Source organism: Pseudoalteromonas luteoviolacea (assembly GCF_018100925.1).
GTDB lineage: Bacteria > Pseudomonadota > Gammaproteobacteria > Enterobacterales > Alteromonadaceae > Pseudoalteromonas > Pseudoalteromonas obscura.
Window position 1 is genome coordinate 195397 of sequence record NZ_JAGJEH010000004.1, and the last position, 24977, is coordinate 220373.

The following is a 24977-nucleotide window of genomic DNA, read 5'->3' on the forward strand; positions in this document are numbered from 1 at the left end:
CAAGCCAAATAGCTCCACTAGCAGCAGGCTCTGAGGCGTGGCTCTCCAGACTCGCTCAAAAGGCAATCACGCATCCACCGTACAATGCAGTATATGTGTATATCAATATTTAAATTATCAATCACTTTATGGAAGGATAAGTACTAAAAATTCTGTCACCCAGTCACAATAGGTCAGAAGTCATTGGAAATGGAAACTATACAAGCTGCGAACAATTACGTCACAGCCTGCGTAATTACATCACTATTTTTTTCTAGAATAAAAATTGGCGAATATGAAATCGCGTTCTTCAATGCTTGCATGACAGTTTGAACACATTTGTTTTATCATTGGTTCACTGCCTTTCCCAGCCAAAACAATATTACCTTCTTTGTCAAATTGAACGTACTCCCAATCACCAAACCCTTTAGAATAACCTTTTTCTCGTTTAATCATCATCGTAATAGTTAAGGCATCATGCGGTGCCCCAGATACAGATGAAAAGTTCTCCTTCAAAACAATGGTACCTGGACTGTAGGCCTTAAAGTTTGGCTCTGCTATTTCGTCTTCATCCTCTTCTTCATCATAATCTTGATAATACCTTAAGTATTCTAAATAGTTTTGCTCATATACTTTCGCCTCTTTATTTAGAAATACAACAATAAACTGCTGCCAGTGAAGGCCTGAATGCTCAAAGCCCGTCATACGATGCCACTTTGTTCGATAATCCTTCAAAGCATCTTTGTATTTATCTGGTATTTTAAACGGGTACACATTAAATGGATCTGCCGCCGATACAGAAAAGGCATTAATACTGAGTAACAGACAAAGCATTTGTATAGTTCGAGTCATTGATGGCTCCCTAATTTAGAGCAAGCTTTAATGTCGCACGTTTTTTACCTTTATACATCACATCAACACTCGTCTCTTGTCCCTTTGCCAACTTTAGCTCGACAGGGTCATACTTGGGGATTTGAAGCACAAATTCAGTATGAGAGCCAACGTCTAGTTTAATTGGGTATACCTTTTGCTTTTTTGTAAAAGGCAGCACCTGATAGGCATCCGAGTTTACATTCGCAATATAGCTGCGCATTTTAGGGTGAATTTTACAGCCAATTCTGGTCAACGTATTTTCTGACCAATCAGCTGACACCTTAGTCGTCTGCCCATGGTTCATAAGCCCAACGTCAAACTTAACGCCTGAATTAGGGTCATTAGCAAAAATGTTATGCTGAAATTCGTCGGAATTTTTAAACGTAATTTCTCCATTTTTTCCAATAACTACCGCTTTTTTATCGAACACTTTATTGGACTGGTCCAACTCTGCAACGCTTGGCCCCTTACCACCTTTCGCATAGACTAAACCGACAAATGAAGGGCGTTTAACAAACTCTAACTCCCCGGTTAAAACCGCCGCTTCGGCAGAAAATATCGAACATAGCCCTATACTTATTAACATATATTTTTTCATGGCCACTCCTTAGTTTGGTAATTGGGGACGGGTGATGACAACCGGATCTGTTAAAGCCGCCATAAATGCAATGAGATCCGCTTTTTCCTGTGGATTTAAATTAAGCGGTACAATCAAAGGGCTAACATTTTTCACGTTTACCGCACCTTTGTCATAGTGTTCAACAACCTCTTCTAGGCTAGCCAAAGAACCGTCGTGCATATAAGGCGCACTCATGATGATGTTTCTGAGCCCAGGAGTTTTAAATGCACCTTTTAACTTACTATTTGGATCTACAGCAAAGCGACCATCGTCATTGTCTTCAATGCCTATGTTATGAAAACTGTCGTCAGTAAAGTTCGCACCATCATGACACTTGACACATCTAGCCTTACCTACGAATAGCTTGAGCCCCCTAATTGCTGAATGCGACATCGCCTCTCTTTGACCAGCGAGGTATTTATCAAATGCCGAGTCGTCACTAATAATAGTCATTTCAAATGCCGCGATTGCTCGGCCAATATTTTCAAATGTTAAGGCTCCATATACCTCTTTGAATTCTTTTTTGTAAAACGCTACTTTTTCTAATCTCTGTAGCGCCTCTTTCGGTGTCATTTGCATTTCAACATCAGAAACTATCGGTCCTAAAGCTTGTTCTTCGAGGCTTTTTGCCCTGCCATCCCAGAAAAAAATAGATGACCAAGCTAGGTTGTAAAGATGAGGTGCGTTGCGCCCCAAAATATCCCCACCGCTTCCAATGCCTTTTGCTAAACCATCACTAAAACCCAACTCAGGGTTGTGACAAGTTGCACATGACTGGTTTTGGTGTTTTGACAATCTGTTGTCAAAAAATAGCATTTTACCGAGATTTACCTCTCTCTCGCTGGGCTCTTCATCGTCGATATATTCTATGTCGTCAATATCCGGTGTTGCCAAATTACCATATGCGGGTGAATCCACCGCCCACGCTCCCGAACAAAGCGTCAGAGCACAAGAAAATAAAAGCCATTTGTTACAATCCATTATCAGCCCCCAAGTAATCAATAATCATTTGTAAATATTTAGATATAAACTTTGACCTTACCGAAGGATTGACTATATTTTTCAATAAATCAAAAAATTAGTAGCTTTTAATAAAAGTTTATTAAATCCAAGCAAGTAGGTACAAACACCAAAGTACCTTGCTACTAAAATAAATCAGAGCTCATAGCAAAATATGAAAATTTCTCGTTTCGTTCCAGGCATTGCTGCGCAAATGTTACTGGCTTTTGGTGTGATTACATCATTAGGCATTTTTAGTAACTTTTTTGTTTACTTGAGCACAGGTACATTGGCTAGCAACTTCACTCAAGTATCGTCAGTGTCGATCCCACTGGTGAATGTCAATTCTGATCTAAAAATGAAAATCCTCGATTCATTAATTGCACTTGAAGAGCAAATTATTACAGGTAGTAATGTACAAGCACGTAATATTGCAGTTGCGAGAAGAGAGAATGCATGGGAAGACATAGAGCGAAACTTTTCACAACTGAGCCAACTTGCAAACCAAACAGGGTTTAGCGAGGATAAGTTACGCGTCATCCAATCAAATCTAAAGCGGCTTAAACAAGAACAACAAATTACTTCCAACATCGCAAACACGCTTGAGAACGAGCCAGCGGTTAAGCTACTGGTTACACAGGCTATCCCGCTTGCTGAGTCCATGGTGCAGTTACTAGCACAAATGATCGAAATTGAAAGTGAACAAGATTTGGATGAAGACCGCATTGAGCTGTTCAAATTGTTAGTCGATTCTGAAGTCAGTTTTGCCACTGCCATTTCAGAGCTGCGGGCTTTTTTATTGACTCGCGAACAAAAGAACATAGATGGATTTGATCAAGCTTGGTTTAAAAATAGTGATGCGTTTGTATCTATCCTAGATGACTTCGAAGACTTATTTACCGATGAGCAATTAGACTATTGGAGTTCGTACAGTGAAGAGCGGGAAAAACTCGCCCCTATCACCATACAAGCCTTTGAAAAACAAGCCAGTGAAGAAGCCAATTTCGCCACTCACCACCTCAGCACAACAATAAAACCGTTGACAGAAACTATTTTCAGTGAACTGCAAGAAATGAACGAGCACGTAGAGTTTGTCACCAAGCAAGGCATTGATGACACACAACATGCGCTCTCCAATATGCTTGTTGTACTGGCGATCAGCTCTATCCTCACAATCATAATAGCCAGTGTGATCAGCGTGATGTTCAGCAGCAAGCTCAAAAACCGGGTTAAATCTTTGTTGACAAGAGCGAAAAACATATCTGTGGGTGATTTTAAAACACAACAATCGTATTTTGTTATTCGTTCAGATGATGAGCTAAACCAGCTGTCGGAAAGTTTTAACCACATGACGCTCTCTCTGTCCTCGACCATTGCGACAGTAAGGCGCCAATCTAGACAAGTTGGCCACTCGGCTCACCAAGTAGCTGCAATTGCGACAGAAATCAGCACTGTTGCCAAAAATGAGAACGCGAGTTATTCAGAAGTAATGCGCGTAATAGAGTCATTTATGGATTTGTTAGTTGAATCTGGGCAAGCTATTGAACAAAGCCAAGGAGTCTTAGAGCAAGCCAAAACAGAAGCTGACACAGGCATACAAGCGGTAGAGAGCAATCTCAATGAAATGGCAAAAACAGTTGAGGTCGTTACCCTTGCTTCTGAAGGCGTGGAAGAGCTCAAAGCTGCGAGTGAAGAAATTGAATCAGTGACTGACGCCATCTCAACGGTCGCAGATCAAACCGCGCTGATAGCGCTTAATGCCGCAATTGAAGCTGCGAGAGCTGGTGAACAAGGCAGAGGCTTTGCAGTTGTTGCAGACGAAGTGAGAAACTTAGCACAGAGAACAGCCAACTCTACAGACGAAATTAGAACTGTGATCTCTCAACTAACTAACAAAGTGGGTGATGTGATCAGGTTAATGTCGGATATCATTCATCAAGTGGATGTCAGTAAAATGCGTTCAGATGAAAGCGGTCAGGCGCTTAGAGCGATGACAAACACAATTGATTCTATTATTTCTGCAAATGACCAAATTGCACAACGTTCTAATGAACAAAGCAATCAGATGCACGAAATGCAACACAAACTACAGCACCTGTTCTCATCACTGCAGCAAAACGCTGAAAAAGCACAGATGGTTTCCATGATTGGGGCCGACTTATATCAGACATCAGAACTTGTAAACAACCTAATGGATAGTTTCCATTTTGACGAAGATAAAGATGCCATTAAAAAGCGACACGAGAAAAGGCGCTCAGACAGATTGGAAGCAAAAATTAAGATCCAACTCATCGCACAAGACATATCGTATTCTACCATCACTAGGGAGCTAAGCTGTGTAGGCTGTGGTGTCACTCTAAGCAAACAATTAAATCAAGAGTTAGACATTGATGCAAATTTAACCTTGGTAATGTATCTCCCCAAAAAGAATTACAAAGAGTATATGGATCAAACACCTATGAAGATATCCGCACGTGTGGTAAGGAAAGAGGAAAAGAATCAGGAATATACTTACTACGGTATGGAGTTCGTGATTGAAAATGAAGAGAGACGTGGCAAGTTGTCAGAACTATATGAGTTTTTTGATCAGTGATAATAGAATAAGTATGCTCAGCGCTTACTGAGCATACTACTTTTCAAGACAACCTAACTTATAGGATCTCTAGAAGCTCAACATCAAAGATAAGTGTTGAGTAAGGTGCGATTGATGCACCTGCGCCACGCTCACCGTATGCTAGGTCGTGTGGAATGTATAGACGTAGCTTAGAGCCAGCAGTCATAAGCTGTAGTGCTTCAGTCCAACCTTTGATAACACCATTTACTGGGAACTCAGCAGGTTGACCACGGTCATATGAGCTATCAAATACTGTACCGTTGATCAATGTACCGTGATAGTGAACACGAACTGTTGAATCTGCAACTGGCTTGTCGCCTTCACCTGTAGTAATCACTTCGTACTGTAGACCTGACTCAGTCACTGTCACTTCTGCACGCTTTGCATTTTCTTCTAAGAAAGCAGTGCCTTCAGCCGCTAGTACTTTTGCTTCTTCTTCACGACGAGCTTGGATTTCGCCATTGATCTTTTCGAAAGCAGCTTGGATCTCAGGGATCTCAACGCGGAACTCACCGCCTGTGTATGCGTCTTTCATACCTTCAAAAACTGCATTTAAGTCTAGACCTTCGAAAGGGTTAGCTTTTAACTGCTCGCCCATCTGTAGACCAATACCGTAGCTCGCTTTACCAGCGTCTGTGTTGAATAAATCTGACATATAAATTCACTTTATTTATCATTTTAAAAGGACGCGCAGTTTAGCACAGAGAAAGGATAACTTATAGGGCGCAAAGAAAATACACGCCCTATAAACTACTTATCATGAGTTAGTATCAAAATTTTTTGATTTTAGTTCTTTAACTAAGAATGTCGCAAACGGGAGAGATAACACTAAACCTATAATCAGCTCATAGCTGTAACCAGCAAGTTTGTCGCCAAAGAAGACCCCAAAACCAATCACACCAAATAATGAAATAACAATTGATGCTAAAAATGGCCATAGCTTTTCATATTTCGTAATGAGATGTCCAATCAGCGCATTAAATAGAAACGTATATAAAAGTGTTTGCCAAAGTGTCGGTTCAGACTGGCCATCAATTGACATTATCACTGCCATTTGCAGACCACTTAAATAGAAAAAACTAAAGACAATCCATAACGAGCAATGTTTAACAACATCTTGAGCCATTGAACTCTCCTAACGAAAAAAACCGCCGTTAGGCGGTTTTGGGAATGAGGTGGCGGAGAGATAGGGATTTGAACCCTAGATACGCTATTAACGTATGCCGGTTTTCAAGACCGGTGCTTTCAACCACTCAGCCATCTCTCCGTTGTTGGCGCGAATATTAATGGCTATTCATAAATATGTAAAGTACTTTTTTGAACTTTTGACAATTATTATATAATACCGAATTTAGTAATATTGTTTTGGACGTCGTGCCAAGAAAGCACAGACAATGCTCACTAATACGATACACAGAAACACAGCACCAGAGTCAATTGCAATATGGATTAGTTTTTCCCAACTATTGAACTTTTCTGCCATGAGTGGAATAACCGAAATAGATGCAACCACCATGAAAATTTTTAATGCAGCGAAGAAATCAAAACGCCGATTAAAGTTCATCCACGTGGTAATCATAACAAGTAGTAAAACAGGCGATGATAACGACACCCAAGCGTTGCTAACATATATGAGTAAATAGTGGCAAATGATACACCCGAGTACACCCCATGTGATCCACACCCACCAATTTTCTCGTCGCTTTAGAAACAAATCTCCCATAACCCATCTTCTTATATTTATTCACAGGTAACAAACTAGGTACATCTATACTAAGAATTACTAGACTAACAAACACAGTTTAAAAAACAACCAGCACACGAAGAATTATTTCACTCATCAGTATTAAGGTTTTTGTAAGGGTTATAAGAATGGACAAAACTTAATTAGAAATTACTTTTTGGACAGAAATTACTTCGCCGATAACCATAGACTCTATAAAGAAAACAAAATTTAAGTAAAACCTCCCTATTCCATTAAAAACTTAATATATGGCAATTTTTCAAGTTGTTATATCTAAATCAGCTTGACTTCACAATACCCATAACGATAATGCAAACCATTATCAGTTAACACCATATTTGGTACAAGCGTATGGACCGCATATTCCTTAACTGACTTCAGTTGCACCATTTATTGGTGTGACATTCACTTGTTCTTCTGGATAGGATTTTATGGACAACTCAACTTTTCAATCTTCTAATAAGCGCAGTGGTACTCTCCGTTTGGCTCCTGTTGCTATCGCGCTTGCTTCAGCTTTTACGGGTACTCATGCCTTTGCCGAGACCGAATCAGATAGCAGTCAATCTGCGAACGAAATCGAACGTATCTATGTTACAGCATCAACGGCTGGCAACTACTCTGACGCGGCGACCAAATCTGCGACAAAGATGATTCTTTCTTTGAAAGAAACGCCGCAATCGGTGTCGGTTATTACTCAACAGCAGTTGGAAGACTGGAAATCAGTTAATATCAAGGACATTTTGCAACACACAACGGGCGTCTATGCCAGCACATCTCGCAGCCACGACCGTCCATTTTTCATGGCGCGTGGTGAGCGAGTCAACTTAGTTCAAGTCGATGGTGTACAGCAGTTCCCAGGTGGTCGCCGTTCGGATGTAAATGGTGACGCCATTGCCTATGAACGTGTTGAAATTTTACGTGGGGCAAATGGTTTAATGACTGGCGTAGGTTCCCCGACAGCAACCATTAACTTAGTTCGCAAACGTGCTATTAGCAAAGAACTAGATGGTCATGTAGGAGTGACTACTGGCCGCTGGAATAATAATCGTGTTGAGTTAGACGTCTCTACCCCACTTAGTAGTGATGGCAGTATTCGTGGGCGTGTTGCAGCTGCGCATTACGATAGAGATTCTTTCGTAGACAGATACAGCCAGGAAAAAACCTCTGTTTATATGACAGCTGAAGCCGACTTAACAGAATCGACGCTTTTACGTATCGGCTACGAATATGCAGACACTGAGTCTTTGGGTGCAATGAATTCGCACGCTGTTCCATACTATTTCAGCGACGGCTCATTGTTTAATGCTGATAGAAGTGATACGGGTCTTGCCGCAAAGTACAGTTCGTGGCCGCTTGAAGAAAACACTTACTTTACAAGTATTAACCACGGTTTCGATAACGGATGGCAGCTAAATACGATTGCAACATATAACACTATTGAGATGGAAGGCGGCAATCTGTTTTTTGTGTGGACAGATGACTATTACAACCCCGACGGCACTAATACACTTGGTCACGGTTACAATTTTGTGATCAGTAATTCAAAAGACACGCAAAAGACTTTTGATATTAACTTACAGGGCGGCTTCGAGTTTTTAGGTCGAGAGCATGACCTTATTGTCGGTTTTAATTTATTTGATAGAGAGCGTATTGGTTACAATAAAACTGACAGTCAACGAGATATCTCAATCGACAACATCAATTATTTTGAGTGGACTGGAGATGTACCGCGTTATTCGTACACTCACTTAGACACACCAAATTACACAACACAGCATGATAGTAACGGTTTGTATATCGCCACACGCCTTTCTCTTACTGATAATTTAAAGTCCATCATTGGTATCAGACAAACTGATTGGGAAGTAGTTGAATATAGAACTAATCGAAGGACGGGAAAGTATGCTCATAGCCAAGGCGGCAGCTATGAATTAAACAACGAAGTTACACCGTATGCAGGCCTCATTTATGATGTGAACGACGAGTTTAGTATTTACGCAAGCTATACCGACGCATTCGAGCCTCAAAACAAATACGATAAAGATGATAACCTACAAGACCCTGTTGTCGGCGACAGCCTCGAAGCAGGTTTGAAAGCTGAAGTCGGGCTGTTAAACTTTTCTTTCGCAGTATTTGAAAGCAATAAAAACAATGTTGCCCAAGATGACCCCACTCAGAAGCAACTCACACCAAATGGTAATACTGCTACCATTCTTATTGATGGTGCCAGAACCAGAGGCTTCGAATTAGAGCTCAGTGGTGAAGTATCTCCTGGGTTTAATATTTATTCTGGTTATTCATACGCTAAGACGGAAGATGAAACAGGTTACCCACTGAATACCGAAGTACCAAAGCAACTGTTTAACTTATACACAACTTACGAGCCAACTGAACTGATAGAGAATTTAACGGTTGGTTTAGGCGTCAACTGGAAGGACGGCTATTGGGTAAATAGTACCCGCCCTGCGGGCAATGGCGAATATTACGAAGCGCCTTGGGGACCAATGCCTGTAGAGGTTAAAGAGCTTCGTACCCACGGCTCTATAGCATTATTCAATTTGATGGCGCGTTATGACGTAACCGACAATTTGAGCGTTTCACTTAATGTAGACAACCTGTTTGATAAGAAATACTACAATGCCATTTCTAAAAATCAGGGTTATGTCACATGGGGTGAGCCAAGAAATTGGAAGTTATCAGCAAGATATAATTTTTAAGCTAACCTCACTTTCTCTCTAACAAGCGAGCACTGCGGCTCGCTTTTTCACACACACCAAAATTATAGCTAATACCGCAACCCCCTTTGTAAATTTATTGTTACACACAATTGTTTGTAATTAATGCAAATATTAACAATCTGATTTAGAAACAAAGTGGTCAAACCTCTGTTTATTTATCGGGCAAATCTTGAAATCTAGGTGTATCTCAGATTATTCATATATTAGCTCAATTCCGAGCTATTAAAGGAAACGATACATCATGAAAAAGGTTAATTTACTCCTATCAGCGCTCACAATAATGACAGCTAATGCGTATGCTTCACCACCTACAGATGTCCAACCAAACGTGGTTGGTGGCATAGAAACACCAGCCTACTCAAGACCATACCAAGTTGCTCTACTTATGAATGGCCGTCAGGGATGCGGCGGAACACTGATCAGCCCTAATTGGGTATTAACAGCTGCACACTGCCTCGACAGTGCTTCAACTTCGAGCTTAACCGTACGCGTTGGTGCGCATTCAATTAGTCGTGGTGACGGTCAATCTATCAGAGTATCTCAGATTATCAATCACGAACGTTGGCGCGGTGCAAACGGCATACGTTCGGGCTACGACATTGCACTTTTGAAGCTAGCCTCTCCTGCCTCGAATCAGTATACCCCTGCAAAACTACCAACTGCCGCCATTGAATCTCAATATGCAAATGTAGGTGACTATGTCACTGTCTCGGGTTGGGGACTTACTTCAAATCGCGGTAGACCAAGCGATGTATTGCGAGAAGCTGAACTGCCGGTAATTAGCAATAGTAGCTGTAGCTCCTTACTAAACTTCTCTATTCCAGGCTCAGTAATTTGTGGTGGTGGCGAGGGTGGTCGCTCAGCCTGTAATGGTGACAGTGGCGGTCCGTATGCCGTGCGCGTAGGTAGTGACTTCTATAGTATTGGTACAGTCAGTTGGGGGATTGCTTGCCAAGGCGCAACCGCTTTTACGCGCACTACAAGCTATGTCGACTGGATCAAACAAAAAACCGGAATTGGTGAAGACAATCCGCCTGTAGCAGACTTCTCATACACAGTGAATGGCACTTCTGTTAACTTCACGAGTAAATCAACAGATGACAATGGCATCTCAGGTTTCGATTGGCAATTTGGCCAAGGTAATGCCTCTTCATCGTTAGAAAATCCAAGCTATGATTATAATTCAGAAGGTAGTTTTAACGTTACTTTGACAGTAACTGATACCAAAGGCCAGACTGACAGTATTTCAAAGCTTGTTACTATCGGTAAACCGACCGATTGCGCCGCGCAATGGCAAGCAACACAGAATTACTCGCCAGGTGATAAAGTGACATTTAATGGTGTAGTCTATGAAGCGATTTGGTGGTCACAAGGTGCGCAACCTGATCTATATAGCAATGTATGGAAATCCAGTGGTAAATGTGATGGTTCAACAGGCCCGCTTCCTGTTGCTGATTTTACCGTCGTTAAAAATAACCTTACCGTCTCGTTGCAAAACCAAAGTACAGGAGCTGTTACGTATTCATGGGACTTCGGTGATGGCGCTATGAGCAGCCTACAATCACCAACACATACTTATGCTGTAAAAGGTCAGTACACGATCACTTTGGTTGCAAAAAATAACAAGGGTGAATCTGCAACATCCAGCAAACTTGTAACAGTTGGAGAGGTTACAGGAGGATGCGGTGGTTTACCAACTTGGTCTCCTGATGCCGTCTACTTAAAAGGTGACCGAGTTGCACACAATAGTGCTGTCTATGAAGCAAATTGGTGGGTACAGGGAGAAAATCCGGCTAACTCAGGTAATTGGGGTCCATGGACATATATCCAACCTTGCAATTAACAAACTGATAGTAAAATGTAAATTTTACTTTTAAAGCCAATCAGTCCCATGTAATCTTGTAGGAAAAATTTGTTATACAGAGAGCATGGGACTTAATCAACAAGACAGAACAGAATTAACCCGGTTAGGAGAAAGGATCCAAAAAACCTTTATCGCAGTACGAGATGCATTGCCCGATCATGCACAAACGATCGGCGGATTTACAAAGTACTTAGATTATAACCGCTCAAATAGCCAACGATTTTTCTCTGCATGTAAAGCGAACAGTGGATTGCAAGTACTCGTTGAGTTACCAGGTATTCACGCCTTAAAACAGCTATTGCAAAAACTCTCCCCTGTGTTATCCCAGTCACTGATGAGCCAAGTCAATCAAGTTGTTACTTTGTTTGTTCAGTGTATTGAAAATAATGCGAAAAGTCATGCTGACTTAAAACGTCGTATTCTTGCGCCACTGCACCAGATAGATGACAACAACGAAACCACTAACCATAAAGCTCAACTATATAAAGCGGCACAAGCACTTTTAAAATTCAGTGTTGAAGAAATATTTTGCGTCTATATTTTGCGCAAAAATCAGAACGATCCAAGGTATCTACAAGAAGTCGCACTTATTAGTAAATCCGGTATAAACCGACAAGTTGGTGCGGTACCTTTCGTGCAATTTTACACCCACCCTCACCCAGAGCATTTTAAAGGCCCCATTGCAATTACGCGCACTAGCACTTTGCAGCCAAACGAATTCACACTTGGCGTCTCTAAAGAATATTCAAGTGCTGGGTTTCTCGAGGCTTTCAGTACTTATTCACCTAGTAATTCTGGGCTGGTATTTGATCCTTTACCTAGCAATAATTGTTACGTCACATTTGTATTTAATAACCCAGACGAAGTAGTCAACCCTTTACATCAAAACAGCCCTTGCAGTTCCACGAGCCTATCGATTAAAAACCCAGCAAAAAAGCTCACAATGCTTGTTTTGCTTGAAAAGCAAATAGATAAATGTAGTACGGTAAACATTGGCTGCTATCACAGCAACCAAAAAGTAGAGGAAGGTAAGCTCAAGGCCAGTGACTTATGGACAGAGCGTTTTCCTGAGTTTCCCGAGCTTAAAATTACATCTTTAGAAGAGCGCTTCGCACACAGCCAATTGCAACCGGCTCAAAAAGACAAGCTGCGCTATTTGCTCGACGTCAGTGGCACCAGAACAGATGACTTTATCTGTTATGCGACAGAAGTAGATTATCCAATTTGGTCAAGTACCTATAGAATATATTTCGAGCATCAGTGATCAGAGCTTGTCCAAGTTGCCTAGAAGACCTGAAGCATGCTGCAGTATTTCAGTTTGTTGTTCAGGTGACTTTTTGCGCCACGTTGCATAAACCATTCGATTGCGAGGATTAGCAGAAAACTGCTGTTCATGTTCGTGCATAAAATGCCAATAGAGTGAGTTAAGTGGACAAGCATTGTGCCCTGTTATAGATTTAATCTCGTAGTGGCAACTGGAGCAGTAATCGCTCATTTTGTTGATATAGTTACCACTTGCCGCATATGCTTTGGAGCCCACAATACCACCATCAGCAAACTGGCTCATACCACGAGTGTTTGGCATTTCTACCCATTCAATCGCATCAATATATATACCCAAATACCATGCATCAACTTGAGATGGTTCGATACCTGCAATCAAACAAAAATTACCTGTCACCATTAAACGTTGAATATGATGCGCATAGGCATAATCGAGGGATTGTTTAACAGCATGTTTTTGACAATTCATTTTGGTTTCTCCATGCCAAAACCAAACTGGCAAGTCTCGCTTTGCTGCAAGCGCATTTAATTGTCCATATCGCGGCATATTGAGCCAATAAATACCGCGTACAAACTCTCTCCAGCCAACTATTTGCCTAATAAAACCTTCTACTTGTGCAATATCTATTTCATCTTCATGTTGATGAAAATAAGCTATGACTGTATCTACAACAAATTTTGGGCTGATAATTTTACTATTCATTGCAAATGACAATCTCGAGTGGTACAAACTCCATTGTTTTTTCACATACATATCATCTGCTTTACACGTCATAGCATCTTGAAAAAAGCCAAATTTACTGAGTTGCGTTTCACAAAAAGAAAATAGAAGCGCCTTAGCTTGCTGTCTGGTTATGGGCCACAGACATTTTGATTCGTAGGTTCCAAAGGTACTTATCTGATGCTTTTTTACTCTTGAAAATATATCACTCACATCATTTGCAAACACCAAAGGCTCTGGGATATGAGATAAATCTTTTTGTTTTAGTTTATTACGGTTACTAGTGTCGAAATTCCACTCTCCTCCCGCAGGTTGTCCATTATTCATAAGGATATTAAACCTAACCCGCATTTTTCGATAAAAAGCTTCCAACCGGTGCTTCTTTCCAGCGCTGAAATAAGTCGTTAATTCACTATCGGATAAATAAAAGTGCTCTGTTTCATATCCTCGGGTACTCAATTTACAGTACGCGCAAAAGTCACTCAGCTGTGTGCGGAGCCGATACTCATCGGGCAGCTGATATTCAAAAGTCTCTATCGCGTATTTTTCAAACAGTGCACCTAATAACGCTGGTAAATCCTCATGAGGCAGAGTGTCATCTAGCGTTAAATGAACAACATGATGGCCCGCTTTTTTAAGCGCATGCGAGAACTCCTGCATTGCGGCAAAAAATGCACAGACTTTCTGAACATGGTGTTTCACATAACTTGTCTCTTGGTGCAACTCTGCTATCACGTACAACGTACTGTCATTTATAGTCTTGTACCATGAATGACTGGCGTTGAGTTGATCGCCCAATATAAGTCGAAGCGTTTGATAGGTTTTAGCCATAATTTATTAACTCTCTTTAACGCGGTTCAACGCACAGCGTTTCGAACAGTACTTTACATTAGACCAATCCCTTGCCCACTTTTTCCGCCAGTAAAATGAACGCATGCACACAGGGCAAATTTTCGAAGGTAAGTTCAGTTTCTTGTGCATTACCTTTCCCTTACATGCGTCGCCAAAATACGTTTCGACTCCATTGTGACGTCTTCTCGTTTTTTCCAGTGCCATAACAAGGCTTGTGCTTTGGTATAACTTTCTTTTAAATTTATTATCGGCGACGGATAATCAGAACCAATCTCAATGCCATACATCAATTGCTCCATTTCCGATAAGTCCCAAGGAGAGTGCACCAAAGGAGCTGGAATATTGGACAGTTCCGGCACCCATTTTTTGACAAATATGCCCTCGGGATCTTTCTCTTGGCCCTGTTTAACTGGATTGTAGATCCGTATGGTATTTATCCCTGTGACGCCAGCTTGCATTTGAAACTGGCTGTAGTGGATCCCGGGTTCAAAATCTAAAAATAATTTGGCTAAATGCGCAACTCCCGCTCGCCAATCTAGCTCTAAGTGGTGGCATAAAAAACTCACCAACATGGCTCGCATTCTAAAGTTTAAGTATCCTGTTTTGATTAAGCTTCGCATGCAAGCATCAACCATAGGTATACCGGTATGCCCAGTTTCCCAAGCCCGGAGCCTCACGGTGAATTGATCACCTGCAATCCTTGGCATGCCCTCAAAGGCGCGGTTAACACACCTAAACTCCATCTCGCACTCACTCTCAAATTTCTGAATAAAATGACAGTGCCAATGTAGCCTCGATGCAAAAGCGACGAGTGAGCGCCGCCATTGTGGCTTCTTCCAATTAGCCAAAACCGATTGGTATACCTGTTTCAAGCTCACATTACCCCAGGCCAGATGAGCCGATAGCCTAGAACAATGTTTATGCGACTTTTCAGGGCTCGACAAAGAAAAAGCATACTCCTTCCCCCGATAGTCAAAAAAAGAGTCGATCACATACCAAGCTTGAGTTTCTCCACCTTTTTGAAAGTCAGCTGCATCTTCTTCATATTTAAAGCGTGCTAAATCAACATGCCTGTTGAAATGGTTACCTCCTGAAAACCAATTAACCTGATTGCAATCGACGTCGTATAGCTGGTCGCGCATCACTTGTTGCCAATGTTTGTCCCAGTAAGTTCGCATTTTAAGACCCCTGACCACCGCCCCTTGAGGAAACTCTAACCAAGTAATATCACATTCATCGCACCACTGTGAGACCTGCTTATCTCTATCAAATGTTAAACCAAGTCCAATCTCTTGATGGGAATATAAGCCATCAATACCCACCTGTTGGTTGATCTGCTCAAGCACGTCTAGGATTTCTCCGTAGGCACAATACAAACTTCCAGAAGGGATATTTTGTGCGATGTCTTCTAGCGACTGTGTAATAAACCTAAGGTGGCGGCGTGATGTATGCTTATCTTTTACTACATTAGGTTCAAAGCAGTAAAAAAGTAAAACTGGACTACCCGATTGAGTAGCTTTGTGCAATGCAGCATGATCCTTGAGTCGCAGATCTCTCTTTAACCACACTAGACTAACGCCCATTGTCGGTTCTCATTACTGGCCAATCGACCATATCTACATCTACCAGACTTGGTTCTGATCCACAAAGCCATTTCTTTTGAAAAGATCCATCAGGATCATACATTTGAGTTTGTTTTTCGATATTGAAATGCCGACCACCTCTGGGGTCATCGCCAACACCTGCAATGTACTGCCAGTTCCCCCAATTTGAAGCAACATCATAGTCAATCAGTTGTTGTTGGAAATACGCTGCACCATAACGCCAATCTACTTGAAGCTCGTTGACCAAACAGCTAGCAACTATTTGCCTACCTCGATTAGACATGAATCCTGTCTCATTTAACTCCTTCATAAAAGCATTCACGAGTGGGTACTGAGTTGTACCGCAACACCAGCTTTTAAATCGCTGAGGGTAATAACTTGTCAAGGGGCGAACACCCTGCACGCCTGAAAACTTGAACAACATTGGACCTTTTAACATGGCTTTATGATGGAAGAAATCTCTCCACATCAACTCAAATCGTATCCATTGGGTTGACTCATTTGTTCCATTCTCTTTTTCATACTGCATTAAATGGTTAATTATTTGCCTTGGTGACAAGTTGCCAACACACAGGTAAGGGCTAAATTTAGTTGAACTGTATTTTCCATCTAATGCATTTCGAGTCAGCTTATATGTGGAAGCCGCTGGTTTTGAAAAGTATTCCTCAAGGTGATTTTGAGCTGCTCGTTCTCCACCTATAAATTGGTGATGACCTATTGAGTATTGACTTTCCAGTTGATAGTTTTTTGAATTAAAAACTTTTAAATTTAAGGGTAATGGTAACGTATCCGAAAAAACATCTTCTGTTGGCTCTGTGGTAGCTAATTTGTCCGCCTTTTTCCTAAATTTTGAAAAAGAGCCACTCAAATCTTGGTCATTCAACTGCTGAGGGCCAAACAACAAGTTGTTGTGCTGATGTATAAAACGTACACACCCATTATCAGATTTTATATCACTCAGTAATGCTTGCTCATAATACCCTGCTCCTGCATGACAGCCCACTATGTCTATATCTGCCTGTTCGATTACTTGATTTAATACATCCCTTGAATTTCCTTGAAACACATGTAACTCATACCCCAATTGTTGCAGCTGCTCAGCTATATCAATTAGGCTGTCGTTTATAAACTGCTCCCGCTTTGGACCAAGGTGAACATGACTATAGTTGGTCGGCATAAAGAGTGCTTGGTCAAACACATAAATAAAAAGGATGTTTTTACACGCGTAAAGGGTGGAGTTTAAGGTAGGGTTATCTTGAAGCCTTAGATCATCGGTAAACCAATATAGTGCATTGCTCATGACGCGTAAGTACCCTGCCCGTAAAATCAATATTTGACAGAGATATACGTATCAACAAAGAGGTTAGATTTAAATATTCGGAAGAGTTTATGAGGAAAAGGGTTAAGGCTGGAGTTAGCCTTAACCAAAAATCTGATTTTGTTTAAGCAATACTCTGGTTAATCTCTCGAAGCGCCTGAGCAGGATCTTCTGCTTTGGTAATTGGTCTGCCAATAACCAAATAATCACTGCCAGCTGCGATTGCTTTTGCAGGTGTCATTATACGCTTTTGATCACCTGCATCACTACCTGCTGGTCTAATACCGGGAGTGATCAACTTAAACTCGCTACCTAGCTCAGCCTTGAGAGATTCAGCTTCTTGAGCAGAACAAACAACGCCATCTAATCCCGACTCTTTAGCAAGTTTTGCAAGGTAGAGCACTTGCTCTTGCGGTGTTTTATCAATTCCTAACTTATCAAGCTGAGCTTGATCCATACTGGTCAGCACGGTTACGGCGATAAGTAATGGCGCTTTTTCACCATATTTGCTTAAAGCTTCTTTCGCTTTACTCATCATTTCAGTGCCACCGCTTGCATGCACGTTAACCATCCATACGCCCAACTCTGCAGCCGCAGTCACAGCCTTTGCAACCGTATTCGGAATGTCGTGGAACTTCAGGTCTAGAAATACGTCAAATCCAAGATCTACCAGCTTTTTAACAAACTGAGGTCCAAAATAAGTAAACATCTCTTTACCTACTTTTAGTCTACACTCGTTTGGAGAAAGCTGAGACACAAACGCTAACGCCGCATTTTCGTCATCGTAATCCAATGCAATTAGCACTTTTTTTAGTTCAATATTTGACATAATTACCTTAATTTTCTTTTAAAAGAATCACATACAATATTAATATCCATCTAATCCCCGACTTGGTACAACTGACTCCCAAGTCTTACAAGATGGGCATAACCAGTATAGCTTATGGCTCGTAAAGCCACATTTATTGCACTGATAGTCAGGTTTTGTGGATATATAAGATGTCACTAGATGATCTATCTCTTCTAGCACATCTTGAATCTTTACATTTTTGGTACTCAATAACTGTAATAGATAACTAAAGCCTCTAATTGAAGGCTCTCTTTTTAAACTATCAGTTAAAAACTCTATCGCTTCAGCTACTCTTCCTGATTCTACTAACCCCTGACAGTGTTTTATTTTTATCGTTACACCAGCGTTAGGTAATAGCTCTTCAATCAACCCATAAAAGTCATCTGAAATATTTAAAGATGCATAGCAAGATTGAAGGTCATGAACAACAAGAGGGGCAATTTGAGGAAACTCAGAAGTTAACTTTCGCCAATAGTAAATGGCTTTAACATTGTCTTGGCGCTCATGCGCGTCTAAACCAAGCTCATAAAGTGGCCTGATCGCCTGATGGTTAAGCTTGGTTGCCCTCTCCAAATATTGAGTATCACTGGACTCAAGGGCAACTTCACAATAGAAGTTTGCTATCGCTGCACAGCTTGCTTTATCGCTAAAAAGTTCTGAATACGCCTCATACATATTCACCCCTTTTTGCCAATCCCGTGTTTGTGAGTACAGCTGAATCATGGGTTCCAATGCATCTTCAAAACCAGCTTTAACCAAAACAACTAAATTTGATTCAGCCCCATCTAACAAACCTGCCATTATATAATCTTTTGCGAGTTCAAGCCGACATGACTTTACCAACTCAATGTCTAAATTGGGCTGTTCTATAAGAAGTTCATGGATTTTAATTGCTCTATCCAGTTCGCCGCGTTTTCTAAACAGCGTGGCCAAAGTGAGGTAGTGCTCTACGGAGTCTGCGGATACTTCTAATAATTTAATTAAATGCTCAAGACCCTGATCTTCTTCTCTATCAAGTAAGAATTTCAGGCCTTTACTGTATTCAGATGTGATTTTTCTATTTTGCTCATGTGCCAAATTTTTAGCACTGTTCTTTCCCATTACATAACCATAAGCAGCGGCAACAGGAAGCAGCAAGAACAAAAGCTCGATCATGGGTGGCTTTGATCTTTATTCAATAATAAGTTATTTGTTTTATGTAACTGACTATTCTTTCGTTTTAACCTTACTATTGAGCCCAAGTTAAACAAAACACCAAGAATTATACCTGTAAATAGACATAAGCTCAGTAGTGTCGCTAACGGCATTTCGGCACTTGCAACGATAAAGTTTACTTCAACAACATTCGGATTTTGTGTGCCTACTACAAACGCCACTAAAAGCAACACCAAAAGTAGTCCCTTTTTTACAACTCGAACCAAACTAGGTACTCCAATTACCCTTCGAGACTGGCGTTAACGCGATCTCTTAATTCTTTACCAGGTTTAAAATGTGGCACATACTTACCATCTAGTTCAACCGTTTCGCCTGTTTTAGGGTTACGACCGGTTCTAGGTGAGCGATAGTGCAGAGAGAAACTGCCAAAGCCACGGATTTCAATTCTATCAGAACCAGATAGTGAACCCGCCATTTGTTCTAAAACTTCTTTTACTGCATTTTCTACGTCTTTTACAGGAACATGTGCATGCTGTTCAGCAAGTTTTTCTATTAATTCAGACTTTGTCATAACGTTTCCTTTAAATAAAAAAAGAAGGGCTAAAGTGCCCTTCTTGATTAGACTTAAAAATTAGTCTTTTTGAGCATTTTTGAAAGCTGCTGCCATTGCATTTTCGAATGCAGGCTCTTCTTTCTTCAGCTTCTCTAGCGCTTCTTTCTCTTCAGCTTCGAAGATAGCTTTAACTGATAGGCTGATCGCACGGTTCTTACGGTCAACACCTACAAATTTAGCTTCAATTTCGTCACCTGCAGAAACAACAGAAGTTGCATCTTCAACGCGCTCTTGAGCGATGTCAGCTACACGGATGTAACCTTCAACACCTTCAATAAGCTCTACAGTTGCGCCTTTCGCGTCAACTTCAGTCACTTTACCTTTAACAATAGCACCTTTTTTGTTTGCGTCTAGGTAGTTATTGAAAGGATCTGCTTCGATTTGCTTAACGCCTAGTGAGATACGCTCACGCTCTGGGTCAACCTGAAGAACGATTGCAGTGATCTCGTCGCCTTTCTTGTACTCACGTACAGCTTCTTCGCCTGGAGTGTTCCAAGAGATGTCAGAAAGGTGTACAAGACCGTCGATGCCGCCGTCAAGACCGATGAAGATACCGAAGTCAGTGATTGACTTGATCTTACCAGTAACTTGGTCGCCTTTGTTCTGTAGACGAGCAAATTCCTGCCAAGGGTTAGCTTTACACTGCTTAAGACCAAGAGAAATACGACGACGCTCTTCGTCAATTTCAAGAACCATTACTTCAACAGTATCACCTAGTGAAACAACTTTTGAAGGGTGGATGTTCTTGTTAGTCCAGTCCATTTCAGAAACGTGTACTAGACCTTCAACGCCTTCTTCGATCTCAACGAAACAACCGTAATCTGTTAGGTTAGTTACGCGACCAGTAAGCTTAGCGCCTTCTGGGTAACGACCAGCGATTGCTGCCCAAGGATCTTCGCCAAGTTGCTTAAGACCTAGAGAAACACGAGTCTTCTCTTTGTCGAATTTAAGTACTTTAACAGCGATTTCGTCACCAACATTTACGATCTCAGATGGGTGCTTAACACGCTTCCAAGCCATATCAGTGATGTGAAGTAGACCGTCAACACCGCCTAGATCTACGAATGCACCGTAGTCAGTAAGGTTTTTAACGATACCTTTAACTTCTTGACCTTCAACAAGGTTAGCAAGAAGTTCTTCACGCTCTTGTGAGTTCTCAGATTCGATAACTGCACGGCGAGAAACAACAACGTTGTTACGCTTCTGGTCAAGCTTGATTACTTTGAATTCAAGCTCTTTACCTTCAAGGTGAGCAGTGTCACGTACAGGACGAACATCAACAAGTGAACCAGGTAGGAAAGCACGGATTGAATCAACTTCAACAGTGAAACCACCTTTAACTTTACCGTTGATAACACCGATAACAGTCTCTTGGTCTTCACATGCTTTCTCAAGACGGATCCAAGCTTCGTGACGCTTCGCTTTCTCACGAGAAAGGATAGTTTCCCCGAAACCGTCTTCGATTGCGTCTAGTGCTACGTCTACTTCGTCGCCAACAGCAACTTCTAGTTCACCAGCAGCATTTTTGAATTGCTCTGCAGGGATTGCACTTTCAGACTTAAGGCCAGCATCAACAAGAACGATGTTGTTCTCGATTGAAATAACAGTACCTTTAACGATAGAGCCTTGCTCTGCTTCAAAACCCTTTAGGCTTTCTTCAAATAACTGCGCAAAATTTTCTGACATACTAAATACGTCTCATATATAAATGTACCAATAAGCAACCATGCCGCATGGGGTAGTTAAAAAAACACCAGCAGCCCTGCCAGTGCTATGAAAAATTAGCTAACTTTTGGAAGTTTACCTGCCAAGACAGCTTCATCAACAAGTTTAAGCACTTGCTGGTACACTTGGTCAGCATCTAAAGTCGTGGTATCAATATGAATAGCATCGTCAGCTGGCACTAGCGGCGCCACCTTTCTATTCATATCTCGCTCATCACGCGCTTTAATATCTTCTAAAAGGCCCTCAATTGTAACATCAAGGCCCTTTTCCTTCAACTCATTAAAGCGTCTCTTAGCTCGCTCTTCGGCACTCGCTGTAAGATAGATTTTTAATTCAGCTGATGGAAAAACAACAGTACCCATATCTCTGCCGTCCGCGATAAGGCCGTTTTCTGTTCTGAACGCACGCTGCCTGCGAAGGAGCGCTTCCCTAACGCGTGGAAGCATTGCTATTTTGGACGCTGTGGCACCTACTTCTTCGTTTCGAATAGTGTTCGTTACATCTTCACCTTCTAGTACGATTTTAGACTTCTTTGACGCACTATCAATCACAAATTGGACATCAAGATTCGCAGCCAGAGGCACAAGCGCTTCTTCATTATCCAGAGCAATTTGGTGATGTAACACTGCAATAGATAACACGCGATATATTGCGCCACTATCTAATACATCCCAATTTAGTTTCTCAGCCAACAAGCGACAAACAGTCCCTTTGCCAGAACCGCTTGGGCCGTCTACGGTGATTACGGGCATTGCAGCCTGCATTAAAACCTCCTGAAATGCACACCTTATATAAATCGGCGCCCATTATACGCAAGTTTGCTGAATAGATCCTTATCAACATGTAACTTTTTGTTCTATTGTCGAATTTGTATCTTTTATAGGTATGAGAGCGTGTAAGAAACACGCTCTTTTTACAGAAAAATTAATGATGTGAAATTGATGCCAATACGTCAAAGTACGTCGGGAAAGTTTTGGCAGTACACCCTGGGTCATTGATGGTGACAGGTTGACCACCTACAGACACCATTGAAAAGCACATTGCGATCCGGTGATCATTATAAGTGTCGATCTCTGCAAGTTTAAACTCTTCTGGTGGCGTAATTTCAATAAAGTCCTCACCTTCAACAACTTCAGCGCCAACTTTACGGAGCTCTGTCGCCATGGCATATAACCGGTCCGTTTCTTTAACTCGCCAGTTGTAAATATTGCGAATAGCTGTTTTACCTTCTGCAAATAATGCCACTGTTGCAAGTGTCATAGCCGCATCCGGGATCGCATTTGCATCAATATCCACCCCCATTAACTGGCCTTTTTTGACAATCAGCTTCTCGTCAAACCACTCAATTTTCGCACCCACTTGCTCCATTACTTTTGCAAAGCCAATATCACCTTGAACGCTCGATTTACCTACACCATTGATCTCGATTTCACCACCAGCAATGGCAGCAGCCGCAACAAAGTAAGAAGCAGACGACGCATCGCCTTCAACCATTATACTTTTAGGCGATGTATAACCCTGTTGCCCTTTGACATAGAATACTTGGTAGTTATCGTGTTCAACGACGACACCGAACTGCTTCATAACACCTAACGTAATATCAATATAAGGCTTGGAGACCAGCTCTCCAGAGATTTTAATCTCACTGTCTCCATCAAATATCGGCGCTGCCATCAACAATGCAGTTAAAAACTGACTTGAGATACTTCCGTCAATTTCAACTGTTCCACCTTGCAGCTTTTTGCCTACAATATCTAATGGAGGGTAGTGTTCATTTTTAAGATAAGTAACATCTGCCCCGAGTGCATCCAAAGCATCAACAAGGTGACCAATTGGGCGCTCTTCCATTCTCGGCTCACCCGTAAGCGTGAACTTACCTTGTGTCGCGGCCAAAACAGCTGTTAATGGTCGAAATGCAGTGCCAGCGTTACCTAAAAACAAAGGTTCAGATGGCGTTTTAAACTGTCCGCCATTACCGTGCACCAGTGCAACCGTTTTGTCGTCGTTTAGTTCAACTTTAACACCCATAACGTCAAGTGCAGCGAGCATATGACGAATATCATCACTATCAAGTAAATTGCGCACTTCAGTGACGCCGTCACACAATGCAGCGAGCAATAGAATACGGTTTGATAAACTTTTTGAGCCCGGTAATGTAACTGAACCTGACACTTTTTTAATTGGTTTTAAAGGTAACTGTTCCATCAACTATGCTCCTTGGCGAACTTTTTCATAAATGCGATAAGTGCTTCGATACCTTCTTTTGGCATCGCATTGTAGATGCTAGCACGCATACCACCAACAAACCGGTGGCCTTCAAGTGCCATTAAACCATGCTCTTCGGCTTGCTGCAGGAAGGTGTCATTTAAGGCATCATCTTTTAACCAAAATGGGACGTTCATCAATGAACGACAAGACTCAGCCACTTTGTTGTAGTAAAAATCAGAGCTATCAATATAGTCGTATAAAAGCGCAGCTTTTTCTTTGTTATGTTTCTCCATCGCTGGCACACCGCCAATTGTCTCTAGATACTTAAATACTTCGGCTGCTAAATACCAAGCATAAGTTGGGGGTGTGTTGTACATGCTATTTTGCTTTGCTTCGATGGCATAATCTAAAATTGCAGGCTTTGGCAGGCCTTCTCTTTCAAGTAACGACTTTCGAATAATTGCGATACTTAAACCTGAAGGACCAATATTCTTTTGCGCGCCAGCATAAATCAAATCAAAATCATCTACGTTGATTTCGCGAGAGAGAATCATTGAAGACATATCGGCAACAATAGGTGCTGTAGGATGCTTAGGTACTTCAAATATTTCTATACCATCAATGGTTTCATTTGGGCAATAATGAATAAATGATGCGTTTTGTGGTAGTGACCATTCTGACACTGGCAAAATATCAAATTGACCATCTTTGTCGGTGCGAATGTCAACTGATTCTACTTGTGTAAATTTAGCGCCCTCTTTGGTCGCACCCACAGACCAAATGCCATTTTCTACATACACGCCAGGCGCATTATCTAAATGCAGATTCAAAGGCACAGCTGAAAAGTGCCCTCTACCACCACCATGCATGAATAACACTTCAAATTCATCCGAGATATTCATTAACCTTCTCAGGCTCGCTTCACATTCTTCTGCCAGTTTTAAAAATGGCTTTGAACGGTGGCTGATCTCCATAACTGATACGCCCAACCCCTGCCAGTTAATGAACTCAGCTTGCGCTTTCTCCATAACGGCGGGTGGCAACATAGCAGGACCTGCACAAAAGTTATAAACAGTCATATTTTCCTCATTCCAAATAAAACGTGTCGCTCAAATAGCACAAATAAAGTTTGTACAGCGCGACACGGAAATAAAATTTTCAATCTATGAATTTACATCAAATACGGGGTCAGATAAAACAAAATTCTGGACTAAATC

The 24977-nt window shown here is 41.4% G+C and carries 22 protein-coding genes and 1 tRNA gene; 4 read left to right on the forward strand and 19 right to left on the reverse strand.

Going from position 1 to position 24977, the window contains the following annotated elements; all coding sequences use genetic code 11:
- Positions 1-243: 243 nt before the first annotated feature.
- The 3 genes from J8M00_RS09900 to J8M00_RS09910 are packed head-to-tail and all read right to left on the reverse strand — an operon-like array spanning position 244 to position 2452.
- A complete protein-coding gene (locus J8M00_RS09900) occupies positions 244-831 on the reverse strand; it encodes a cytochrome P460 family protein (RefSeq protein WP_211010099.1) in 588 nt (195 codons plus the stop codon).
- Positions 832-841: 10 nt separating this feature from the next.
- Positions 842-1450 carry a hypothetical protein gene (locus tag J8M00_RS09905; RefSeq protein WP_211010100.1) on the reverse strand — a complete coding sequence of 203 codons (609 nt, stop codon included), beginning with the start codon at positions 1448-1450 and terminating at the stop codon, positions 842-844.
- Between the two features lie 9 nt (positions 1451-1459).
- On the reverse strand, positions 1460-2452 hold the full coding sequence (locus J8M00_RS09910; RefSeq protein WP_211010101.1) for a cytochrome-c peroxidase: 993 nt from the start codon (positions 2450-2452) through the stop codon (positions 1460-1462).
- Between the two features lie 193 nt (positions 2453-2645).
- Here J8M00_RS09910 and J8M00_RS09915 point away from each other — a divergent pair, with 193 nt between their 5' ends.
- On the forward strand, positions 2646-5063 hold the full coding sequence (locus tag J8M00_RS09915; RefSeq protein ID WP_211010102.1) for a methyl-accepting chemotaxis protein: 2418 nt from the start codon (positions 2646-2648) through the stop codon (positions 5061-5063).
- Between the two features lie 58 nt (positions 5064-5121).
- On the opposite strand, the gene J8M00_RS09920 is transcribed toward J8M00_RS09915, so the two are convergent.
- From J8M00_RS09920 to J8M00_RS09935, 4 genes are all read right to left on the reverse strand, one after another.
- Complete coding sequence (locus tag J8M00_RS09920) at positions 5122-5739, reverse strand: FKBP-type peptidyl-prolyl cis-trans isomerase (RefSeq protein WP_211010103.1); 618 nt, start codon at positions 5737-5739, stop codon at positions 5122-5124.
- Between the two features lie 102 nt (positions 5740-5841).
- Entirely contained in the window at positions 5842-6210 is a 369-nt protein-coding gene (locus tag J8M00_RS09925) for a hypothetical protein (RefSeq protein WP_211010104.1), read from the reverse strand.
- 50 nt (positions 6211-6260) lie between these two features.
- Positions 6261-6351 (reverse strand) — tRNA-Ser (locus tag J8M00_RS09930).
- 84 nt (positions 6352-6435) lie between these two features.
- Positions 6436-6807 carry a hypothetical protein gene (locus tag J8M00_RS09935; protein WP_211010105.1) on the reverse strand — a complete coding sequence of 124 codons (372 nt, stop codon included), beginning with the start codon at positions 6805-6807 and terminating at the stop codon, positions 6436-6438.
- A gap of 452 nt (positions 6808-7259) precedes the next feature.
- Between J8M00_RS09935 and J8M00_RS09940 the strand changes: the two genes are divergently transcribed.
- From J8M00_RS09940 to J8M00_RS09950, 3 genes are all read left to right on the forward strand, one after another.
- Complete coding sequence (locus tag J8M00_RS09940) at positions 7260-9545, forward strand: TonB-dependent siderophore receptor (protein WP_211010106.1); 2286 nt, start codon at positions 7260-7262, stop codon at positions 9543-9545.
- Positions 9546-9807: 262 nt separating this feature from the next.
- Complete coding sequence (locus tag J8M00_RS09945) at positions 9808-11409, forward strand: trypsin-like serine protease (protein WP_211010107.1); 1602 nt, start codon at positions 9808-9810, stop codon at positions 11407-11409.
- 85 nt (positions 11410-11494) lie between these two features.
- Positions 11495-12694 carry a hypothetical protein gene (locus J8M00_RS09950; RefSeq protein ID WP_211010108.1) on the forward strand — a complete coding sequence of 400 codons (1200 nt, stop codon included), beginning with the start codon at positions 11495-11497 and terminating at the stop codon, positions 12692-12694.
- Here J8M00_RS09950 and J8M00_RS09955 read toward each other — a convergent pair whose 3' ends face one another.
- The 12 genes from J8M00_RS09955 to serC form a co-directional block, all read right to left on the reverse strand.
- Positions 12695-14266 (reverse strand): cryptochrome/photolyase family protein, encoded by a 1572-nt coding sequence (locus J8M00_RS09955; RefSeq protein ID WP_211010109.1) that lies wholly within the window; start codon positions 14264-14266, stop codon positions 12695-12697.
- A 6-nt stretch (positions 14267-14272) separates the two neighbouring features.
- Positions 14273-14416 carry a DUF2256 domain-containing protein gene (locus tag J8M00_RS09960; protein ID WP_211010110.1) on the reverse strand — a complete coding sequence of 48 codons (144 nt, stop codon included), beginning with the start codon at positions 14414-14416 and terminating at the stop codon, positions 14273-14275.
- Positions 14416-15870, reverse strand: a complete 1455-nt coding sequence (locus J8M00_RS09965; protein WP_211010111.1) for a cryptochrome/deoxyribodipyrimidine photo-lyase family protein — start codon at positions 15868-15870, stop codon at positions 14416-14418. The genes J8M00_RS09960 and J8M00_RS09965 overlap by 1 nt, the downstream gene beginning before the upstream one ends.
- The gene (locus J8M00_RS09970; RefSeq protein ID WP_211010112.1) at positions 15860-17191 is read right to left on the reverse strand and encodes a DASH family cryptochrome; all 1332 of its coding nucleotides are present in this window, start codon (positions 17189-17191) and stop codon (positions 15860-15862) included. The genes J8M00_RS09965 and J8M00_RS09970 overlap by 11 nt, the downstream gene beginning before the upstream one ends.
- 142 nt (positions 17192-17333) lie before the next feature.
- Positions 17334-18038 carry an orotidine-5'-phosphate decarboxylase gene (gene pyrF / locus J8M00_RS09975; protein ID WP_211010113.1) on the reverse strand — a complete coding sequence of 235 codons (705 nt, stop codon included), beginning with the start codon at positions 18036-18038 and terminating at the stop codon, positions 17334-17336.
- 39 nt (positions 18039-18077) lie between these two features.
- A complete protein-coding gene (lapB, locus tag J8M00_RS09980) occupies positions 18078-19214 on the reverse strand; it encodes a lipopolysaccharide assembly protein LapB (RefSeq protein ID WP_211010114.1) in 1137 nt (378 codons plus the stop codon).
- On the reverse strand, positions 19211-19435 hold the full coding sequence (locus tag J8M00_RS09985; protein ID WP_284136910.1) for a LapA family protein: 225 nt from the start codon (positions 19433-19435) through the stop codon (positions 19211-19213). Before J8M00_RS09985 ends, lapB begins: the two co-directional genes overlap by 4 nt.
- A 59-nt stretch (positions 19436-19494) precedes the next feature.
- Positions 19495-19785: an integration host factor subunit beta gene (ihfB, locus tag J8M00_RS09990; RefSeq protein WP_023401704.1), complete on the reverse strand. Its 291-nt coding sequence runs from the start codon at positions 19783-19785 to the stop codon at positions 19495-19497.
- A gap of 60 nt (positions 19786-19845) precedes the next feature.
- Complete coding sequence (gene rpsA / locus J8M00_RS09995) at positions 19846-21513, reverse strand: 30S ribosomal protein S1 (RefSeq protein WP_023401703.1); 1668 nt, start codon at positions 21511-21513, stop codon at positions 19846-19848.
- A gap of 95 nt (positions 21514-21608) precedes the next feature.
- Positions 21609-22316 (reverse strand): (d)CMP kinase, encoded by a 708-nt coding sequence (gene cmk / locus J8M00_RS10000; RefSeq protein ID WP_023401702.1) that lies wholly within the window; start codon positions 22314-22316, stop codon positions 21609-21611.
- Positions 22317-22476: 160 nt separating this feature from the next.
- A complete protein-coding gene (aroA, locus tag J8M00_RS10005; protein ID WP_211010116.1) occupies positions 22477-23757 on the reverse strand; it encodes a 3-phosphoshikimate 1-carboxyvinyltransferase in 1281 nt (426 codons plus the stop codon).
- Entirely contained in the window at positions 23757-24839 is a 1083-nt protein-coding gene (gene serC / locus J8M00_RS10010; protein WP_211010117.1) for a 3-phosphoserine/phosphohydroxythreonine transaminase, read from the reverse strand. Before serC ends, aroA begins: the two co-directional genes overlap by 1 nt.
- Between the last annotated feature and the right edge of the window lie 138 nt (positions 24840-24977).

Bases quoted from the DNA above. Each gene is read 5' to 3' on its own strand.
- J8M00_RS09900 (WP_211010099.1), bottom strand. From the start codon at position 831: ATGACTCGAACTATACAAATGCTTTGTCTGTTACTCAGTATTAATGCC.
- J8M00_RS09905 (WP_211010100.1), bottom strand. From the start codon at position 1,450: ATGAAAAAATATATGTTAATAAGTATAGGGCTATGTTCGATATTTTCT.
- J8M00_RS09910 (WP_211010101.1), bottom strand. From the start codon at position 2,452: ATGGATTGTAACAAATGGCTTTTATTTTCTTGTGCTCTGACGCTTTGT.
- J8M00_RS09915 (WP_211010102.1), top strand. From the start codon at position 2,646: ATGAAAATTTCTCGTTTCGTTCCAGGCATTGCTGCGCAAATGTTACTG.
- J8M00_RS09920 (WP_211010103.1), bottom strand. From the start codon at position 5,739: ATGTCAGATTTATTCAACACAGACGCTGGTAAAGCGAGCTACGGTATT.
- J8M00_RS09925 (WP_211010104.1), bottom strand. From the start codon at position 6,210: ATGGCTCAAGATGTTGTTAAACATTGCTCGTTATGGATTGTCTTTAGT.
- J8M00_RS09935 (WP_211010105.1), bottom strand. From the start codon at position 6,807: ATGGGAGATTTGTTTCTAAAGCGACGAGAAAATTGGTGGGTGTGGATC.
- J8M00_RS09940 (WP_211010106.1), top strand. From the start codon at position 7,260: ATGGACAACTCAACTTTTCAATCTTCTAATAAGCGCAGTGGTACTCTC.
- J8M00_RS09945 (WP_211010107.1), top strand. From the start codon at position 9,808: ATGAAAAAGGTTAATTTACTCCTATCAGCGCTCACAATAATGACAGCT.
- J8M00_RS09950 (WP_211010108.1), top strand. From the start codon at position 11,495: ATGGGACTTAATCAACAAGACAGAACAGAATTAACCCGGTTAGGAGAA.
- J8M00_RS09955 (WP_211010109.1), bottom strand. From the start codon at position 14,266: ATGGCTAAAACCTATCAAACGCTTCGACTTATATTGGGCGATCAACTC.
- J8M00_RS09960 (WP_211010110.1), bottom strand. From the start codon at position 14,416: ATGCACAAGAAACTGAACTTACCTTCGAAAATTTGCCCTGTGTGCATG.
- J8M00_RS09965 (WP_211010111.1), bottom strand. From the start codon at position 15,870: ATGGGCGTTAGTCTAGTGTGGTTAAAGAGAGATCTGCGACTCAAGGAT.
- J8M00_RS09970 (WP_211010112.1), bottom strand. From the start codon at position 17,191: ATGAGCAATGCACTATATTGGTTTACCGATGATCTAAGGCTTCAAGAT.
- pyrF (WP_211010113.1), bottom strand. From the start codon at position 18,038: ATGTCAAATATTGAACTAAAAAAAGTGCTAATTGCATTGGATTACGAT.
- lapB (WP_211010114.1), bottom strand. From the start codon at position 19,214: ATGATCGAGCTTTTGTTCTTGCTGCTTCCTGTTGCCGCTGCTTATGGT.
- ihfB (WP_023401704.1), bottom strand. From the start codon at position 19,785: ATGACAAAGTCTGAATTAATAGAAAAACTTGCTGAACAGCATGCACAT.
- rpsA (WP_023401703.1), bottom strand. From the start codon at position 21,513: ATGTCAGAAAATTTTGCGCAGTTATTTGAAGAAAGCCTAAAGGGTTTT.
- cmk (WP_023401702.1), bottom strand. From the start codon at position 22,316: ATGCAGGCTGCAATGCCCGTAATCACCGTAGACGGCCCAAGCGGTTCT.
- aroA (WP_211010116.1), bottom strand. From the start codon at position 23,757: ATGGAACAGTTACCTTTAAAACCAATTAAAAAAGTGTCAGGTTCAGTT.
- serC (WP_211010117.1), bottom strand. From the start codon at position 24,839: ATGACTGTTTATAACTTTTGTGCAGGTCCTGCTATGTTGCCACCCGCC.